Genomic DNA, 17,080 nt, shown 5'->3' on the forward strand with positions numbered 1-17,080 from the left:
AGTATGCCCGCAAAGGTGCCGCCATCATAACCGCTGCGCGCGACCCATGCGAAAACGCCGCGGCCGGGGCCGCGGCGCTGCCGGGAAGCGAACGCGGCGCAAGGCCGCGTGCGGTACCGTCAGATATTGAGCTTCGTGACCTTGGTGCCGTTCACCGACAGGTCGCCCATCAGGCCTGCGTTGGTCAGGACCAGCACCTCGACAGGCGCGGTGGCCGTGGTGGTGTCGACCGCGCCGTTCGCGCCGACCTTCACGACCGCGACCGATGCGTCGGCGCCGGCAGCCCAGCCGTCCGACTTGCGGAACGAGTCGAGCGCATCCTGCGTCATGAACAGGAACACGATCGCCTTCGACTGCGCGCCGGCCTGCAGGCCGACCGACAGCGACGACGTGTTGTAGTAGCCGACGGTGCTGCCGCCGACGCGCAGCGCGCCGTTGCCGGACTGGCCGCCGATGATGAGACCGGCCTGCAGCACGTTCGGGAACACGAGTACGCCGCGCGATTTCGCGACGAGTTCACGCGAACCCGGCACCGTCGAATAGAGGCGCGACAGCGTCGCGTTCACGCTCGCGTCGATCGACTGGCGCTTCGACGCGCTGGCCGATGCGGTTTCGGGTTTGTCGGGCGTGGTCGTGCAGCCGGCGAGTGCAAGGCTGCCGAGCATCACGGCGGCGGCGGCTTTCATGGCGAGGGACTTCTGCATGGCGGTTCTCCTTCGTTGTCTGATTGAGGACGAGCGGTGCGGGCAGCCCCGTTCAACGGCGGGCAAGGAGCAGGCCCGCAACGAACGCGAGGCCAGCGACGACGCCGGCGGTCTGCCACGGGTTGTCGTGCACGACCTGCGACACGCGTTCGGCCGAATCGCGCAGCCGGGCGGCTGCGCTGCCCGACGCGTAGTCGAGCGCGCTGCGCGCTTCGTCGAGCCTCGACTGCACGCGCTTGCGCAGCGCGGCGATATCGCCGTCGCCATCGTTTTTCAACAGGTCTTCCAGTTCGTCGACCAGCCCGCGCAGATCGTCGGTCACGTCGGCATGCAGATCACGGGCGGCGGAGCGCGTCGTGCGTCCCACGCGCCGGCCGGTGCGACGGATGTCGGCCAGGCCGCGGTCCAGTTTGTGTTCGATCGAGTCGGTGAGCGCCATGGTGTTTATCCTCCTTCGATTCCAGGCCAATTTGAAGATAAGACGAATCCCAGCAATTGATGTGATTCACTTGCCCCAATTGAGTTTCGAGACAAATTTTCAATTCGTTGGCAGGATCGCCGCGAAGCCCCGTCGCGCGGGGCGGGGCGACGGTTGAAAAAATTTCGCAATCGGGCGAATCGGCGTGTGGAGCAGCGGTACGAAGCGAATGTCAGGTAAATATGGCATCGCCAGGGTCGTCAGGTAAATAGTGCCGTTGCAGGCCTTGTGTTGATGCAAATGCACTAGTCCACGCTGTGTCGGTGAGCACGGTTCGTGCCCGAGGCCGGCACGGCGCCGCTGTCGCCAAGCGCGACATCGATGATGACGGGATCGTGGTCCGACGAGCGGTATGCGTCGGATGCGTAATAAGACGACCGGTGCACACGCGTTTTGTAATCGGGCACGGGTTGCAGGGCGACCGGTTCGTCGGCGTTGATGTGCCATATGTGCACGGCCTTCACGCGTGCGGCGAGTGTCGATGTGGCCAGCGCGTGGTCGAGGTAACCGGCTTCGCCGCGAAATACGTAGCTGTACGCAGCATCGCCGACGAAGCGGGCAACCAGGTTCGCATAGCCGCGCGATTCGAGCGCACGGACCGGATCTTCCTTCGCATAGCTGTTCAGGTCGCCGATCAGCAGCATGCCGTCGGCCGCGGCGCCCGTCGGCGAAGCGGCGAGCCAGTCGGCGATGCGCGTGGCCGCTCGCGTGCGCGCCGCATTCCAGCAGCCCTGGCCGTCGGACTGGTCGAGGTCGGAGCCGGTCGCGTTCGGGCAGTTCTTCGACTTCAGGTGATTGACCGCGACAGTGAACGCGCGCGTGCCGCCGATGCGCCGGAAGGTCTGCGCAAGCGGCGGGCGGTGCCGGCCGCCGAGCGCGACGGTCGCGGCGTGCCCGACCGGCTCGACCGTGCGACTGTCGTACAGCAGCGCGACCGCGATCACGTCGCGGCCGAGCCGCGCCGTGCCGGGGTCGACAGCGCGCCAGCCGTCGCCAAGTTGCGCAGCGAGACGCCGCACCGCGCTCGCGTCGCCGTGGCCGTTGTTCGCGATTTCCATCAGCCCGATCACGTCGGCGCGCAGCGCGCGCAACGCCGTGACGATCTTCGCTTCCTGCCTCGCGAAGACGGCGTGCGTTTTTGCGCCACGGTTGGCCGGCGCGTCGAATCCGCCGCCATGGCCGTCGCCGTTGAAATAGTTGAAAACGTTGAACGACGCGATGCGCACGTCTGCAGCGGAGTGCCGGTCCGGCGCATCGGTACGCGGATTCGCGGCGGCGTCGAACACGGGCGCCGTGCCGGTTGTCGGTTGCAGCCGCCACGTGCCGTAGCGCAGTTCGAGCACGCCTTCGACGCCGCGCACCGTGTAGCCCGCGCGCAGCGTATTGGCGGCGCTCAGCGCGGGCGGCGGATAGCGGACGGTCGCGGGATCGCGGCGGCTCGAGCCGTCGTCGAGCACGATGCGGTTGCGCGCGTTGGCCGCCGCGAGCGCGGCGGCTTCGGCTGGCGGCGCGACGTGGGTCGGGATGCGCAGCCGGCCGTTGCTGAGAACGAGGCTGCCGTAGCGGCCGAGTTCGTGCGTATCGCTGACCGTCAGCGTTTGCGGCAGGCGCACCCGCATGCCTTCGTGCGCGGCCAGCACGGCCGGCGCGGCGACCGGCAGCGCGAGCGTCGCCGGCGTGACCGTCTGCCCGCGTGCGCAGACGGCGATGCCGCCCGACAGCACGAACTGTGTGCGGCCGTATTTATCGTCGACCCGGCCCGTGAGATGCACGAGATCGCCGGGGCTCGCGCGTGCGTTCGGTGCGTACACGAACAGGCCTTCCGGGACGCCCGGCCGCCGCCGCCGCTGCGCGTCGGCCTGCTGGACGAAGAAGCCGCCGAAGCCGTCGGCGCCGTCGAACGCCGCGGTGACGACGGCTTCGATCGAGGTCGTTTGCCCGGCCAGCGGCGACGGGCCGCCAGCGCTGCGGAGGTCGGCAATCGCCGAGGTCGCGCCGCCGCAGCCGGCGCTGACCGGTAGCGCGGCGGGGGCCGGCCGGACGGAGAGGGCGAGCGATAGCGCAACGGCAAGCGGCGGAAGCAAGCGTGACATGGGACGGTCCACTGGAAGAAAATCCGACAGTTCGGGAGCGCATCTTGACGGCAAAATGCCAGGAAGCGGCCGAATTGGCCGTCCGGCCAGTGCCGGATGGCTAACGATGCAGGCAGACCCTGCCGCGGCTGTTACGCTTTCGCATCGGGTGTCGCACGCCGATCGCGCAGCGAACGCCGCCGCACCCCGTCCCTACAGGAGAAGTCCATGTCTTACATGCTGTTGATCGTCGAACCGACCGACCAGCGCGCGGAACGCACGCTCGACGAAGGCCAGGCGCTTTACGCGCGGATGGTCGATTTCGCCGAGACGCTGAAGGCGCGCGGCGTGCTGCGCGGCGTCGAGTCGCTGGAGCGCTCCGAGCGCGGCACGCGCGTGCAGGTGCGCGACGGCGAGACGCGTCTGCTCGACGGTCCGTTCGCGGAGGCGAAGGAGATGGTCGGCGGCTTTTTCCTCGTCGATGTCGACACGCGCGAGGAAGCGATCGAGATCGCACGCCAGTGCCCGGCCGCGCAATGGTGCACGGTCGAGGTACGCGCGGTCGGCCCGTGCTTCCTGTGAAGGCCGGAGATAGGTATTTACCCTGGTTCAGCGTGGCGCACGTCGATCCGGCTGTATCCCGCCCGTCGTCCGGATAAGGCGCCGATGAACGGGCGTCTCCTTTCACCGACGACAAGGAGTGAACGATGCGATTCATGATCATGATCCGGGCGAACGCCGTCAGCGAATCCGACGCGTTGCCGGACAACCGGCTGGTCGAGGCCATGACCGTCTATCACGAGGAACTGGCCAACGCAGGCGTGCTGCTCGACGCGAATGGCCTGCGGCCGAGCGCGCTCGGCTGGCGCGTGCGCTATACGGGCGGCAAGGGCACGGTGGTCGACGGCCCGTTTGCCGAAACGAAGGAACTGATCGCCGGCTATACGCTGATCCAGGTGCGTTCGCGCGACGAGGCGCTCGAATGGACACGCCGATTCCCCGCGCCGTTCGGCGCCGAGATGGATTGCGAGATCGAGGTGCGGCCGCTGTTCGAACTCGACGACCTCACGCCGAGCGACGCGGTCGAGCGGTTTCGCGAACTCCACGTCGGCCGTACCAGCGCCTGATTGACTGCCCACCTGAATCCAACCTCACCGGGAGCACCCGACATGCACAAGATGGTCTTCATCAACCTGCCCGTGGCCGACCTGCCGCGCTCGAAGGCGTTCTACCAGGCGCTCGGCTTCGAAGTCGTGCCGGCCTATACCAACGACCAGGCCGCCTGCATCAAGATCAGCGACACGATCTTCGCGATGCTGCTCGTGCGTCCGTTTTTCCAGACGTTCACCGGCAAAACCATCATCGATCCGGCAACGCAGGTGCAGGTCCTGTCGTGCCTGTCGTGCGAAAGCCGCGCCGAAGTCGACGCGATCGTCGCAAAGGCGCTGGCGGCCGGCGGGTCCGCGCCGCAAGCGCCGCGCGAGTACCCGAACATGTACGGCCACGGGTTCGACGATCCGGACGGCCATGCATGGGAACTGATGGCCATGCCGCTGGACGCGTCCGCCGAGGGGCAGGCGTCGTGACGCATGAGGCGACGCATCGTGCGATCGAAGCGGTCTGGCGGATCGAGGCGCCGAAGATCATCGCACGCGCCGCGCGCGTGGTGCGCGACGTCGGCGTGGCCGAGGAACTGGCGCAGGACACGCTCGTCGCGGCGCTCGAGCACTGGCCCGTCGACGGCGTGCCCGACAATCCGGCCGCCTGGCTGATGACGGCCGTGAAGCGTCGCGCGCTCGACCGCGTCCGGCAGGAGTCGCTTCATGCGGCGAAGCGCGACCAGCTCGGCCACGAGATGGACGCGCTCGAAGCGCATGTCGTCCCCGACATCGCCGATGCGCTCGCCGACGCGAGCGACGACGACATCGGCGACGACCTGCTGCGGCTGATCTTCACGTCGTGCCACCCGGTGCTGTCGACCGACGCGCGCGTCGCGCTGACGCTGCGGCTGCTCGGCGGGCTGACGACGGGCGAGATCGCACGTGCGTTCCTGACGCCCGAGCCGACGATCGCGCAGCGGATCGTACGCGCGAAGCGCACGCTCGCGGCGGCGCACGTGCCGTTCGAGGTGCCGGCCGCCGATGCGCGGCCCGCGCGGCTCGCGTCGGTGCTCGAGGTGATCTACCTGGTGTTCAACGAAGGCCATGCGGCGACCGCGGGCGACGACTGGATGCGCCCCGCGTTGTGCGACGAAGCGCTACGGCTCGGCCGCGTGCTCGCGGGGCTGGCGCCGGACGAGAGCGAAGTGCTCGGCCTCGTCGCGCTGATGGAGTTGCAGGCATCGCGCATGCATGCGCGCACCGATGCGCAGGGCCGGCCGGTGCTGCTGCTGGATCAGGATCGCAGCCGCTGGGATCAACTGCTGATCCGGCGCGGTCTCGCGGCGCTCGAACGGGCGACGAAGCTCGGCGGCGTGCGCGGGCCGTATGCGCTGCAGGCCGCGCTGGCCGCCTGCCACGCACGTGCGCGGCACGCGTCGGAAACGGACTGGGCGCAGATCGTCGCGCTGTACGACGCGCTCGCCGAAGTCGCACCGTCGCCGGTCGTCGAACTGAACCGCGCAGTGGCGGTGGGGATGGCGTTCGGGCCGGCGGCGGCGCTCGAACTCGTCGACGTGCTGCGCGACGATCCCGCGCTCGCGCGCTATCACTGGCTGCCGAGCGTGCGCGGCGATCTGCTGGCGAAGCTCGGGCGTGCCGACGAGGCGAAGCTCGAGTTCCGCCGCGCGGCGGAACTGACGCGCAACGAGCGCGAGCGCGAATTGCTGCTCAAGCGTGCGATGGATGCGTGACGCATGAAGCGTGCGTCGTAAGCGCGGCATACGCGCACTGACCCCTCCCTCCCGACGATCCCCGGATGTACGCCCGGCACTATCACCCGGATTGAAAAAGCCTATTGGGGGATGCGAACGCCAGCGCCTAGATTAAAAGGCACGATGCGTACGCCCCAGGCAAACGCATCGTTCCCCACATATCTGATCGGCCCGGCTTCGCATGCGGCCGCGCCGACTCGAACGGAGGCGCACATGGCTCACCTCAAGGGCAGCAAAACCGAAGAGAACCTGAAGGCCGCATTCGCGGGCGAATCGCAGGCGAATCGACGCTATCTGTATTTCGCTTCGAAGGCTGACGTCGAAGGCCAGAACGACCTCGCCGCGCTGTTCCGCTCGACCGCCGAAGGCGAAACCGGCCATGCGCACGGCCACCTCGAATACCTGGAAGCCGTCGGCGATCCGGCAACGGGCTTGCCGTTCGGCTCGTCGCGGCTGAATCTCGAATCGGCGATCGCCGGCGAAACGCACGAATACACCGACATGTATCCGGGCATGGCGAAGACGGCGCGCGACGAAGGCTTCGACGAAATCGCGAACTGGTTCGAGACGCTCGCGAAGGCCGAACGCAGCCACGCGAACCGCTATACGAAGGCGCTGGACAGTCTCGTCGACTGACGGGCCGCCGCAGGCCGCACGGCACGACCGTGTAACCGGCAAGCGGCCGGCCGTTCGTTCATCGCTGCCCGCAGCGCGCGGGCGGCGCGCTCGCGCGCATGCGCGCCACGCTGGAGCGCCTCATGCCCCACAAGGAAGGCAGTCTCGAAGCCCCGACCCGGCATCCGCTCGACTGGCAGTCCGATGCGTTCTACGACCAGGCCGCGATCGATGCGGAAATGACGCGCGTGTTCGACATCTGCGCCGGGTGCCGGCGCTGCGTGTCGCTGTGCGGTGCGTTTCCCGCGCTGTTCGATCTGGTCGACGACACGCCGATGGGCGATATCGACGAAGTGCCGAAGGCAGCGTTCGGCAAGGTGGTCGACCAGTGCTATCTGTGCGACCTCTGCTACATGACGAAATGCCCGTACGTGCCGCCGCATGCATGGAACGTCGACTTCCCGCACCTGATGCTGCGCGGCAAGGCGGCGCGCTACAAGCGCGGCGAAGCGACGCTGCGCGACAAGGTGCTGTCGAACACCGATGCGCTCGGCCATTTCGCGGGCATCCCGATCGTCACGCAGACGGTGAACGCGGTGAACCGCACGCCGCCCGCGCGCCATGCGCTCGAAGCGGCGCTCGGCGTCGATCGCAACGCGTGGCTGCCGGAGTTCGCGCCGCGCAAGTTCCGGCGCGCCGCGAAGCGCTCCGGCAACCCGCCCGCGCGCGACGGCGAACGCACGCCCGGCAAGGTCGCGATCTACGCGACGTGCTACGTGAATTTCAACGAGCCGGGCATCGGCCACGACCTGCTCGCGATCCTCGCGCACAACGACATTCCGTACGAGCTCGTCACGCGCGAAGCATGCTGCGGAATGCCGCTGCTGGAGCAGGGCAACCTTGCCGGTGTCGCCGCGAAGAAGGCGGTGAACCTGCCCGTGCTCGAACGCTATGCGCGCGAAGGCTATGCGCTGATCGGCGCGATCCCGAGCTGCGTGCTGATGTACAAGAGCGAGCTGCCGCTGATGTTCCCCGGCGACGAAGCGGTGCGCGCGGTGGCCGACGCATTCTGGGATCCGTTCGAATACGTGATCGCGCGGCATCGCGACGGGCTGCTGAAAACCGATTTCACGACCGGTCTCGGCACCGTGTCGTATCACGTGCCGTGCCATGCGCGCGTGCAGAACATCGGCCGCAAGACGGCCGACGTGCTGTCGCTCGTGCCCGATACGCGCGTGAACGTCGTCGAGCGCTGCTCGGGCCATGCGGGCACGTTCGGCGTGAAGAAGGAATTCCATGCGGACGCGATGCGGATCGGCGCGCCCGTGTTCAAGGCGATGGCCGAGCCGCAGCCGGATTTCGTGTCGTCGGATTGCGCGCTGGCCGGCCATCACATCGTGCAGGGCATCGACGAGAAGGGGCTGCCGTCCGCGCCGCTCGCGCATCCGCTCACGCTGCTGCGCCGCGCATATGGCATCTGAGCCGCTGCCGGCCGACTCACGAGGACATCCCATGACGCTGACCCGCGACTCCCTGCTGACGCTCGAAGCGTACGCGAAGATCCGCAGGACCGAACACGCGCGGCTCGTCGCGTACAAGCGCCGCCGGGCGGTCGCACTCGGCAACCACCTGCGCTTTTTGTTCGAGGACGAGACGACGATCCGCTATCAGATCCAGGAGATGCTGCACATCGAGAAGATCTTCGACGAGGCGGGCATCGACGGCGAACTGGACGCGTATCTGCCGCTCGTGCCCGACGGCACCAACCTGAAGGCGACGATGCAGATCGAATACGAACACGAGATCGAGCGGCGCGCGGCGCTCGCGCGGCTGATCGGTATCGAGGATCGCGTGTACCTGCAGGTCGACGGGCACGCGCGCGTCTACGCGATCGCTGACGAGGATCTCGAGCGCGACAACGACGAGAAGACGTCGGCCGTGCATTTCGTGCGTTTCGAACTCGACGTGCCGATGCGCGCGGCGCTCAAGGACGGGGCGGCGCTGTCGATCGGCTGCGATCACCCGGCTTACACGATGCCGCCGCAGCGCGTGGATCCGGACGTGACCGCGTCGCTGGCCGGCGACCTGCGCTGACATGACCGCCGCGCGTCCTGCGCGGCGTATTCCGCTTTTCCGTTCGACCCGAGACAGGCTTTCCGCGAGTAGCGCGGCGAGCGCTCGCCTGTTGCCGCGAAAATGTAACAGGCGTCCCGCGCTTGCGTGCGGAGAAACAATGTGCATTCCGCGTCACCGTGCTTTCATCACTCGCAGAGAAACAATAAAGAGATTGTGCACGGAGAAAATTCAATTGAACGGGAATTGAATGATTTACCGATTCGTGAATATCTTGTTACGAAATTTTCCCTGATTTACCGATTTTAGTCGGCAATTCCGGGGATTGTTGCAGGCAAGGGTCGGAACAGCCCGGAAAGGCCCATTGGCGGCCATTCTTCATACCCTGAAGCGCCCCGCCAGACGGGCCTTTGCAGCGCCGGGCATAAAGATCGCGCAAAAAAATTCAAGCATAAATGGATTGCGTACCCGTGGCAGGTTGTTTCAGTGCGTAACATTAAGTCATTGTCATATTGAGATAAACCCTGAGGATGGTATGCTTCGTGCACAAAAATTCCCACATTGGAGTGAGACCGTGATTTGTGCGCTGTTGCCGGGAATTCCGGCACCGTGAAAGTGCGGTGTCGGCCGGCATGCACAACATCGGATAAACATAATGTGCAAACCTGGCCGCCCCGCGACGCGATGTGTCGCGACGGCGCCGCCAATCGCAGCCCGGCCTGGCTGCGTGGAGAGATCTACTATGTTCTTCGATGAGCTTAACGATGAAGAGTGGTTTCGTCTTTCAACGCTGATCGCCGATGAACCCATCCGGCTGAATCGTCGTGGGCGTCCACGAGCCGAACCGCGCGTCGTTGCCAACGCGGTGCTCTGGATCCTGACGACCGGTGAAGCCTGGTCCAAGCTGCCCGGTCGTTATCCGTCCGGGCCGACGTGCCGTCGTCGCTACGAGGAGTGGCTCGCGAGCGGCACGCTGCTGCAGATGATCGACGTGCTGACCCAGTTCAGCGGGCGCACGTTCGCGTATATTCCGCCGCCGCCGGTGCCGGTCGTGCCTGCGCGTCGCGCGGAGCCCGCACCCGACAACGATCGCTTGCGCGGCGTGTTCTGGCAAAACCCCGAGTCGTGGCAATTGCCGGTCGCGCAGGCAAACGTTTGGGAGGGCGAAGGCGCGTCGCTGAGCGCGATGCCGGACGACGCAGTGGCCGATCCGGCCCGCACGTCGTTCGTGGTGCCCGGTACGCCGGCGGCGGAACTGCGCCATGCGCGTGCGTCGTCGGCGAGCTTCGCCGCGGCCGAACCGCAAGTCGACGAGTATCGCGGCTATATGATCTGCGGCATCGCGCAGCCCGTGCAGAACCTGATGTATCGCGCGTGGGCCGAGATCTCGCAGGACGACCGGCGCGTCGAGCGCTCGGGCCTCATCGGTCCGCGTTTCACCGATGCCGAGGAAGCCGAGCAGTTCGCGCTCGACTGGGCGCGCCAGTGGATCGATCGCCACGGTGCGAGCCACGAGCCGGCGCGCGCGCCGCAAAGCGAGGTGCTGGCCGGTTTGTCCGCGCTGGCGCGCGCGGAGTCGGACATCAAGCGCTTCATCGCCGAGCGTCACGCGGGTGCGTTGTCGGAAAGCCGCAACGATCCCGTGCAGTCGGAGCGCCGCGAATACGCGTACCGCGTAGGTTGAGCGCCGTTCCAATGCAACGCGCGGGCCGTCGTGTGCCACGACGCCCGCGCGGAAGCCTCGTCTTTCCATGCTTGCCACGCCGGGGCTCCGCTGTCGAAGCGGAGCCCCGGCGCTTGCTGCGTCACTGCCGGCCGTAGGTATCGTCGAAGCGGACGATGTCGTCCTCGCCGAGATACGCGCCCGACTGCACTTCGATCAGTTCGAGCGGCATCTTGCCCGGGTTCTCCAGGCGGTGCGAGACGCCGAGCGGGATGTACGTCGATTCGTTTTCGGACAGCAGGAACGTTTCGTCGCCGCGCGTGATGCGCGCGGTGCCGCGCACGACGATCCAGTGTTCGGCGCGATGGTGGTGCATCTGCAGCGACAGTCGCGCACCCGGTTTCACGACGATGCGTTTTACCTGGAAGCGCTCGCCCATGTCGACCGAGTCGTAGTGGCCCCACGGGCGATGCACCTTGCGGTGATCGGTGGCTTCCGCGCCCTGTTGCGCCTTGATGCGGCCGACGATCTTCTTCACGTCCTGCACGCGCGACTTGTCCGCGACGAGCACGGCGTCGGGCGTTTCGACGACGACGAGGTTCTGCGTGCCGACGCACGCGACGAGCCGGCTTTCCGAATGCGCGAAGGTCGATTCGGCGCCTTCGAACAGCACGTGGCCGCGGCCGACGTTCCTGGCCTCGTCCTTCTGCGAGATCTGCCAGATCGCGTCCCACGAGCCGACGTCCGACCAGCCCGCGTCGAGCGGCACGACGACGCTCTCGCACAGCTGCGGCAGGCTCGCGAGCGGCTCCATCACCGCGTAGTCGATCGAGTTCGACGGCGATGCGGCGAACGCGTCGCGATCGACGCGGAAGAAGTCGCCATCGGCCTTGCCCAGTGCGACGGCCTGTTCGCAGGCCTCGTAGATCGCCGGTTCGAGCTGGCGGATCGCCTTCAGCCACACCGACGCGCGAACGATGAAGATCCCGCTGTTCCACCAGTACTCGCCGGATGCGACGTACTGCTGCGCGAGTTCGAGGTGCGGCTTCTCGACGAAACGGTCGAGGCGGCGCACGTCGAGGTTGCCCGTCGCGGCGTCGCCGAGCGGCGCGCCGACGCGGATATAGCCGTAGCCGGTTTCCGCGTGCGTGGGCACGATGCCCATCGTCGCGATCCTGCCTTGCGCCGCGCAGTGCACGCCGGCCGCGACGGCGGCGTGAAAGCGCGGCAGGTCGGCGACCGCATGGTCGGCCGGCATCACGGTCATCACCGCATCGTTGCCGTCGGCGACGAGCCGCAGCGCGGCGAGCGTCAGCGCGGGCGCGGTGTCGCGGCCGAGCGGCTCGAGCATGATCGTCGCGGGCTTGGCCGTCAGGCGCAATTGTTCGGCGGTCGTGAAGCGGTGATCCTCGCCGCACACGATCAGCACGTCGTCGTTCAGCGGGTGGTCGGCCGCGAGGCCGTCGAGGCGCAGCGCGGTCGACTGCAGCAGCGAATGATCGCCGAGCAGGCCGATCAGCTGTTTGGGAAAGCGTTCGCGCGACATCGGCCACAGGCGCGTGCCGGAACCGCCCGCAAGAATCACCGGCTGCACGGCGAGGCGCGTGCCGGCGGCGGGAGCGGCGGAAGAAGATTGGCGCGTTTCGGCTGCCACTGCCGGAGCATTCATGGTGACACTCTCCACGGTTGAAGTCAGTGCCTGTCGTTGTAGCATGAAGTAAATCGACAATAAAACCGGGACCATTGACTGATATTCGCCATGCATGCATCTGGAAAAATTTTCCGCGATCGCATCGGACGTAAATAAAAAAATAAAAAATAATTCCGGGCATTGTTGGTCATCCCGTGCCTGCAAAGGGCTCGCGGCGAAGGGAAAATTTCCGAAAATTTCTCGATTCCCGATCGATTCGGGAAAACCTGCCGAATTAAATCAAAAACTTCGCGGCAATAATTTCCGATTATTTTTCGAAATACTTGTGCGCTTGAGGGGCGATTTTCTTGTCGCTTCAATAGCGTCATGCAACGTTTGAATCGAATGTGCGGCACGGGCTGCACGAGGAGCTGTTCGGCAAACGCCTGTTCAAAGAGGAAGCAGACATGTTGAGCGTGCTGGCGAGAGTCATCGATATCGCGATGGTCGTGGCAGGGGCGCTGATCGCCGCTGCGCTGCACGACGGCAGCATCTGGCTCAACGACCTGCAGCGCACGACGGTGCTGTTCGACTGCCTGCTGGTCGTGGTGTTCTTTCCGGCCATCGGCATCTACCAGTCGTGGCGAGGCAAGCGTCTCGTCGGGCTGATGGGCCGCGTCGCGTTCGCGTGGCTCGTGGTCGAGCTCGCGGGCATCCTGATGAGCTTCAGTTTTCACCAGTCGGGCGACCTGTCGCGGCTGTGGCTCGGTTACTGGGCGCTCGTGACGATGGCGCTGCTCGCCGGCTCGAAGGCCTGCGTGCACGTCGTGCTGCGGCAACTGCGCCGCGGCGGCTACAACCTGAAGGCGGTCGCGATCGTCGGCGGTACGCCGGCGGCGCGGCGGCTGATCGCGCAGATGCGGGCGCGGCCGGAAGCGGGTTTCAATCCGGTGTGCGTGTACGACGAAAGCGAAGTGCCGGGCGATGTCGCGCTCGACGACGTGCGCATCGAGCGGCAGTTCGAATCGCTGGTGTGGCTCGTGCGCAGCCGCGCGATCCGCGAGCTGTGGCTCACGCTGCCGATCTCGGAGGAACCGAGGATTCACCAGATCGTGACGGTGTTCCGCCATGATTTCGTGAACATCCGTTTCATTCCGGACGTGCGCACGTTGTCGTTCTTCAACCAGGAAGTGGTCGAGGTGCTCGGCGTGCCGGCGATCAACCTCGCGGCGTCGCCGATCACCGACGTGCGGATCCTGCCGAAGTTCGTGTTCGACCGGCTGTTCGCGCTGGCGGCGCTCACGGCACTCGCGCCGGTGATGCTGCTGATCGCGGGCCTGATCAAGCTGACGTCGCGCGGGCCGGTGTTCTTCCGCCAGAAACGCAAGGGCATCGACGGGCACGAGTTCGAGATCTACAAGTTCCGCTCGATGAAGGTGCACCAGGAAGCGGCGGGCACGGTGACGCAGGCGACCAAGAACGACACGCGCGTGACGCCGGTCGGCCGGTTCCTGCGCCGCACCAGCCTCGACGAGCTGCCGCAGTTCATCAACGTGCTGAAGGGCGAGATGTCGGTCGTCGGCCCGCGCCCGCATGCGCTCGCGCACGACGACATCTACAAGGATCTGGTCAAGGGCTACATGTTCCGCTACCGGATCAAGCCCGGCATCACCGGGTGGGCGCAGATCAACGGCTTTCGCGGCGAGACCGACCAGATCGAGAAGATGATGGGACGCGTGAAGCTCGATCTGTACTACATGCAGAACTGGTCGTTCTGGCTCGACATCAAGATCGTCGCGCTGACGCTGTGGAAAGGCTTCACCGGCAGCAACGCGTACTGACACAGTGCCCTGCGGGCATTCCGGTTTTACGAATTTCGAATCATTGGTCAAGAGGTCGACACATCATGAATCTGACTATCATCGGCAGCGGTTACGTAGGTCTTGTCACCGGCGCATGCCTCGCCGACATCGGGCACGACGTGTTCTGTCTCGACGTCGACCAGGCGAAGATCGACATCCTGAACAACGGCGGCGTGCCGATCCACGAGCCGGGCCTCAAGGAAGTCATCGCGCGCAACCGCTCGGCCGGCCGCCTGCGTTTCTCGACCGACATCGAGGCCGCGGTCGCGCACGGCGACGTGCAGTTCATCGCGGTCGGCACGCCGCCCGACGAGGACGGCTCGGCCGACCTGCAATACGTGCTCGCGGCGGCGCGCAACATCGGCCGCTACATGACGGGCTTCAAGGTGATCGTCGACAAGTCGACGGTGCCGGTCGGCACGGCCGAGCGCGTGCGCGCGGCGGTCGCCGAGGAGCTCGCGAAGCGCGGCGGCGACCAGATGTTCTCGGTCGTGTCGAATCCGGAATTCCTGAAGGAGGGCGCGGCGGTCGACGATTTCACGCGGCCGGACCGCATCGTGATCGGCTGCGACGACGACGTGCCGGGCGAGCGCGCCCGCGAGCTGATGAAGAAGCTGTACGCGCCGTTCAACCGCAACCACGAACGCACGCTGTACATGGACGTGCGCTCGGCCGAGTTCACGAAATACGCGGCGAACGCGATGCTCGCGACGCGCATCTCGTTCATGAACGAGCTGGCGAACCTCGCCGACCGCTTCGGCGCGGACATCGAAGCCGTGCGCCGCGGGATCGGCTCCGATCCGCGCATCGGCTATCACTTCCTGTATGCCGGCTGCGGCTACGGCGGCTCGTGCTTCCCGAAGGACGTCGAGGCGCTGATCCGCACGGCCGACGAGCACGGGCAATCGCTGCAGATCCTGAAGGCCGTGTCGTCGGTCAACGCGACGCAAAAGCGCGTGCTCGCCGACAAGATCGTCGCGCGCTTCGGCGAGGACCTGACGGGCCGTACGTTCGCGATCTGGGGCCTGGCATTCAAGCCGAACACCGACGACATGCGCGAGGCGCCGAGCCGCGAGTTGATCGCCGAGCTGCTGTCGCGCGGCGCGCGCATCGCCGCGTACGACCCGGTCGCGCAGCAGGAGGCGCGCCGCGTGATCGCGCTCGATCTCGCCGATCACCCGAGCTGGCTCGAGCGCCTGAGCTTCGTCGACGACGAAGCTCAGGCCGCGCGCGACGCCGATGCGCTCGTGATCGTCACCGAATGGAAGGCGTTCAAGAGCCCCGATTTCGTCGCGCTCGGCCGCCTGTGGAAGACGCCGGTGATCTTCGACGGCCGCAACCTGTACGAGCCGGAGACGATGAGCGAGCAGGGCATCGAATACCACCCGATCGGCCGGCCGGGCTCGCGCCAGGCCGTCGCCGCCCGCGTGCCGGGCGCCGCGCGAGCGAGCGCGTAACCCTGTTTCCCGTCACCCGCTACGAGACGCCATGTTCCGGAACATCCTGATCGTCTGCCACGCGAACGTCTGCCGCAGCCCGGCGGCGGAAATGCTGTTCAAGTCGCACGCCGCGTCGCGCGGCGGCCCGCGCGCGACGTTTCATTCGGCCGGCGTTCATGCGAACGACGGCGACGGCATCGATCCGGTGATGCGGCAGTTGCTCGCGGAGCGCGGCGTCGATGCGACAACCCACCGCTCGCGGCGGCTGTCGCGCCGGATCGTGCGCGACGCCGACCTGATTCTCGTCAGCGAGCGCGGACAGATCGCGGCCGTCGAATCGGTCGATCCGTTCGCGCGCGGCAAGGTCCACCTGCTCGGCAAGTGGGAAGGGGCCGAGATTGCCGATCCGCACGGCGGCCCCGAGGCCGAATACCGCGAGAGCTACTCACAGATCGAACGTCTGGTTCAAGGATGGCTACAGAAACTATGCTGAAACGCCCGATGCGCCCGGTGGCGCTTGCCGTCGCGCTGACGACTTTCCTGTCAGCCTGTGCAACCGCGCCCGGCAACTACCTCGACTCGTCGAACCTGAAGGACGAAGGCCGCCAGCAAGCGGCCGAGACCTATCCGGTTCATTACATCGACGCCAAAGTGGTGATGGACCAGTTGCAGAAGCAGCAGGTCGACCATCCGCTGCCGCCGGGACGTTATACCGATGCATCGCAGTACGTGTACCGCATCGGCGCGCAGGACATCCTCGGCGTCACCGTCTGGGACCACCCCGAGCTGACGACGCCGCAGGGCCAGTCGTTCTCCAGCGGCGGCAACACGACGCAGACGATCGCGGGCGCGCTGCAGCAGCCCTATTCGTCGTCGCTGCCGGGCCAGGCCGATCCTTACGGCCAGACGGTGGCCGCCGACGGTACGATCTTCTTCCCGTTCGTCGGCCGCATCCACGTGGCGGGCAAGACGATCGCGCAGACCCGCGACGAGCTGGCCACGCGTCTCGCGCGCTATGTGAAGAACCCGCAGCTCGACGTGCGCGTGCTGTCGTACCGCAGCCAGAAGGTGCAGGTGACGGGCGAGGTGAAGACGCCGGGCCCGCTCGCGATGAGCGACGTGCCGCTGACGCTGGTCGATGCGATCTCGCGCTCGGGCGGCTCGACCAACGAGGCCGACCTGCAGCGCGTGCGCCTGACGCGCGACGGCAAGCTGTACACGCTCGACGCGAACGGCGTGCTCGATCGCGGCGAAGTGCGGCAGAACGTGATGCTGCAGCAGGGCGACATCGTCAACGTGCCGGATCGCAGCGACAGCCGCGTGTTCATCATGGGCGAGGTCAAGACGCCGGTCACGGTGCCGATGCTCAAGGGCAGGCTGACCATCGCCGACGCGCTGACGGCGGGCGGCGGCATCCTCGACACCGATGCGAACCCGCGCAAGATCTACGTGATGCGCGGCATGCGCGACAACCCGACGAAGCCTGAAGTGTTCCGCCTCGACATGACGCAGCCCGATGCGTTGATGCTGTCGAGCCGCTTCCCGCTTCAGCCGCTCGACGTGGTCTACGTCAGCACGGCCAGCTCGGTGCAGTTCAACCGGGTGCTGCAGCAGGTGCTGCCGACGATCCAGACGATCTTCTACATGCGGCAAATCACGCGCTGATAGCCCG

Annotated in this window: 16 protein-coding genes; 12 read left to right on the forward strand and 4 right to left on the reverse strand. The window is 66.6% G+C overall.

Going from position 1 to position 17,080, the window contains the following annotated elements; genetic code table 11:
* Positions 1–119: 119 nt before the first annotated feature.
* The 3 genes from FPJ27_RS07650 to FPJ27_RS07660 all read right to left on the reverse strand — a co-directional run bounded on the left by FPJ27_RS07650 (position 120) and on the right by FPJ27_RS07660 (position 3,275).
* Positions 120–704, reverse strand: a complete 585-nt coding sequence (locus FPJ27_RS07650; RefSeq protein ID WP_072439326.1) for a YSC84-related protein — start codon at positions 702–704, stop codon at positions 120–122.
* Positions 705–756: 52 nt separating this feature from the next.
* Positions 757–1,143: a DUF883 family protein gene (locus tag FPJ27_RS07655; RefSeq protein ID WP_072439328.1), complete on the reverse strand. Its 387-nt coding sequence runs from the start codon at positions 1,141–1,143 to the stop codon at positions 757–759.
* Between the two features lie 284 nt (positions 1,144–1,427).
* On the reverse strand, positions 1,428–3,275 hold the full coding sequence (locus FPJ27_RS07660) for an ExeM/NucH family extracellular endonuclease (RefSeq protein WP_204422526.1): 1,848 nt from the start codon (positions 3,273–3,275) through the stop codon (positions 1,428–1,430).
* Between the two features lie 207 nt (positions 3,276–3,482).
* On the opposite strand from FPJ27_RS07660, the gene FPJ27_RS07665 reads away from it, so the two are divergent.
* The 8 genes from FPJ27_RS07665 (at position 3,483) to FPJ27_RS07700 (ending at position 10,498) form a co-directional block, all read left to right on the forward strand.
* Positions 3,483–3,836 carry a YciI family protein gene (locus FPJ27_RS07665; protein ID WP_034185206.1) on the forward strand — a complete coding sequence of 118 codons (354 nt, stop codon included), beginning with the start codon at positions 3,483–3,485 and terminating at the stop codon, positions 3,834–3,836.
* A 125-nt stretch (positions 3,837–3,961) separates the two neighbouring features.
* Complete coding sequence (locus FPJ27_RS07670) at positions 3,962–4,381, forward strand: YciI family protein (protein ID WP_204422527.1); 420 nt, start codon at positions 3,962–3,964, stop codon at positions 4,379–4,381.
* A gap of 42 nt (positions 4,382–4,423) precedes the next feature.
* Positions 4,424–4,840, forward strand: a complete 417-nt coding sequence (locus FPJ27_RS07675) for a glyoxalase/bleomycin resistance/extradiol dioxygenase family protein (protein ID WP_072439335.1) — start codon at positions 4,424–4,426, stop codon at positions 4,838–4,840.
* Entirely contained in the window at positions 4,837–6,105 is a 1,269-nt protein-coding gene (locus FPJ27_RS07680) for an RNA polymerase sigma factor (protein WP_072439337.1), read from the forward strand. The genes FPJ27_RS07675 and FPJ27_RS07680 overlap by 4 nt, the downstream gene beginning before the upstream one ends.
* Before the next feature lie 234 nt (positions 6,106–6,339).
* The gene (locus FPJ27_RS07685) at positions 6,340–6,762 is read left to right on the forward strand and encodes a rubrerythrin family protein (protein WP_034185149.1); all 423 of its coding nucleotides are present in this window, start codon (positions 6,340–6,342) and stop codon (positions 6,760–6,762) included.
* Positions 6,763–6,884: 122 nt separating this feature from the next.
* On the forward strand, positions 6,885–8,222 hold the full coding sequence (locus FPJ27_RS07690) for a heterodisulfide reductase-related iron-sulfur binding cluster (protein ID WP_204422528.1): 1,338 nt from the start codon (positions 6,885–6,887) through the stop codon (positions 8,220–8,222).
* Positions 8,223–8,253: 31 nt separating this feature from the next.
* Entirely contained in the window at positions 8,254–8,835 is a 582-nt protein-coding gene (locus FPJ27_RS07695; RefSeq protein ID WP_072439339.1) for a DUF3501 family protein, read from the forward strand.
* Between the two features lie 721 nt (positions 8,836–9,556).
* Entirely contained in the window at positions 9,557–10,498 is a 942-nt protein-coding gene (locus tag FPJ27_RS07700) for a transposase (protein WP_204423097.1), read from the forward strand.
* Between the two features lie 121 nt (positions 10,499–10,619).
* Here the strand turns inward: FPJ27_RS07700 and FPJ27_RS07705 are convergent, their stop codons facing one another.
* Positions 10,620–12,146, reverse strand: a complete 1,527-nt coding sequence (locus FPJ27_RS07705) for a mannose-1-phosphate guanylyltransferase/mannose-6-phosphate isomerase (RefSeq protein ID WP_204422529.1) — start codon at positions 12,144–12,146, stop codon at positions 10,620–10,622.
* 428 nt (positions 12,147–12,574) lie between these two features.
* Between FPJ27_RS07705 and FPJ27_RS07710 the strand changes: the two genes are divergently transcribed.
* The 4 genes from FPJ27_RS07710 to FPJ27_RS07725 all read left to right on the forward strand — a co-directional run bounded on the left by FPJ27_RS07710 (position 12,575) and on the right by FPJ27_RS07725 (position 17,073).
* Complete coding sequence (locus FPJ27_RS07710; protein ID WP_072439503.1) at positions 12,575–13,948, forward strand: undecaprenyl-phosphate glucose phosphotransferase; 1,374 nt, start codon at positions 12,575–12,577, stop codon at positions 13,946–13,948.
* A gap of 65 nt (positions 13,949–14,013) precedes the next feature.
* The gene (locus tag FPJ27_RS07715; protein ID WP_034185153.1) at positions 14,014–15,426 is read left to right on the forward strand and encodes a UDP-glucose/GDP-mannose dehydrogenase family protein; all 1,413 of its coding nucleotides are present in this window, start codon (positions 14,014–14,016) and stop codon (positions 15,424–15,426) included.
* Between the two features lie 31 nt (positions 15,427–15,457).
* The gene (locus FPJ27_RS07720) at positions 15,458–15,901 is read left to right on the forward strand and encodes a low molecular weight protein-tyrosine-phosphatase (RefSeq protein WP_072439345.1); all 444 of its coding nucleotides are present in this window, start codon (positions 15,458–15,460) and stop codon (positions 15,899–15,901) included.
* Entirely contained in the window at positions 15,895–17,073 is a 1,179-nt protein-coding gene (locus FPJ27_RS07725) for a polysaccharide biosynthesis/export family protein (RefSeq protein ID WP_034185155.1), read from the forward strand. The genes FPJ27_RS07720 and FPJ27_RS07725 overlap by 7 nt, the downstream gene beginning before the upstream one ends.
* The last annotated feature ends 7 nt before the right edge of the window (positions 17,074–17,080 follow it).

The sequence above is a fragment of the Burkholderia sp. MS455 genome (assembly GCF_016899445.1).
Taxonomy (GTDB): Bacteria; Pseudomonadota; Gammaproteobacteria; order Burkholderiales; family Burkholderiaceae; genus Burkholderia; species Burkholderia pyrrocinia_C.

Bases quoted from the DNA above. Each gene is read 5' to 3' on its own strand.
- FPJ27_RS07650 (WP_072439326.1), bottom strand. From the start codon at position 704: ATGCAGAAGTCCCTCGCCATGAAAGCCGCCGCCGCCGTGATGCTCGGC.
- FPJ27_RS07655 (WP_072439328.1), bottom strand. From the start codon at position 1,143: ATGGCGCTCACCGACTCGATCGAACACAAACTGGACCGCGGCCTGGCC.
- FPJ27_RS07660 (WP_204422526.1), bottom strand. From the start codon at position 3,275: ATGTCACGCTTGCTTCCGCCGCTTGCCGTTGCGCTATCGCTCGCCCTC.
- FPJ27_RS07665 (WP_034185206.1), top strand. From the start codon at position 3,483: ATGTCTTACATGCTGTTGATCGTCGAACCGACCGACCAGCGCGCGGAA.
- FPJ27_RS07670 (WP_204422527.1), top strand. From the start codon at position 3,962: ATGCGATTCATGATCATGATCCGGGCGAACGCCGTCAGCGAATCCGAC.
- FPJ27_RS07675 (WP_072439335.1), top strand. From the start codon at position 4,424: ATGCACAAGATGGTCTTCATCAACCTGCCCGTGGCCGACCTGCCGCGC.
- FPJ27_RS07685 (WP_034185149.1), top strand. From the start codon at position 6,340: ATGGCTCACCTCAAGGGCAGCAAAACCGAAGAGAACCTGAAGGCCGCA.
- FPJ27_RS07690 (WP_204422528.1), top strand. From the start codon at position 6,885: ATGCCCCACAAGGAAGGCAGTCTCGAAGCCCCGACCCGGCATCCGCTC.
- FPJ27_RS07695 (WP_072439339.1), top strand. From the start codon at position 8,254: ATGACGCTGACCCGCGACTCCCTGCTGACGCTCGAAGCGTACGCGAAG.
- FPJ27_RS07700 (WP_204423097.1), top strand. From the start codon at position 9,557: ATGTTCTTCGATGAGCTTAACGATGAAGAGTGGTTTCGTCTTTCAACG.
- FPJ27_RS07705 (WP_204422529.1), bottom strand. From the start codon at position 12,146: ATGAATGCTCCGGCAGTGGCAGCCGAAACGCGCCAATCTTCTTCCGCC.
- FPJ27_RS07710 (WP_072439503.1), top strand. From the start codon at position 12,575: ATGTTGAGCGTGCTGGCGAGAGTCATCGATATCGCGATGGTCGTGGCA.
- FPJ27_RS07715 (WP_034185153.1), top strand. From the start codon at position 14,014: ATGAATCTGACTATCATCGGCAGCGGTTACGTAGGTCTTGTCACCGGC.
- FPJ27_RS07720 (WP_072439345.1), top strand. From the start codon at position 15,458: ATGTTCCGGAACATCCTGATCGTCTGCCACGCGAACGTCTGCCGCAGC.
- FPJ27_RS07725 (WP_034185155.1), top strand. From the start codon at position 15,895: ATGCTGAAACGCCCGATGCGCCCGGTGGCGCTTGCCGTCGCGCTGACG.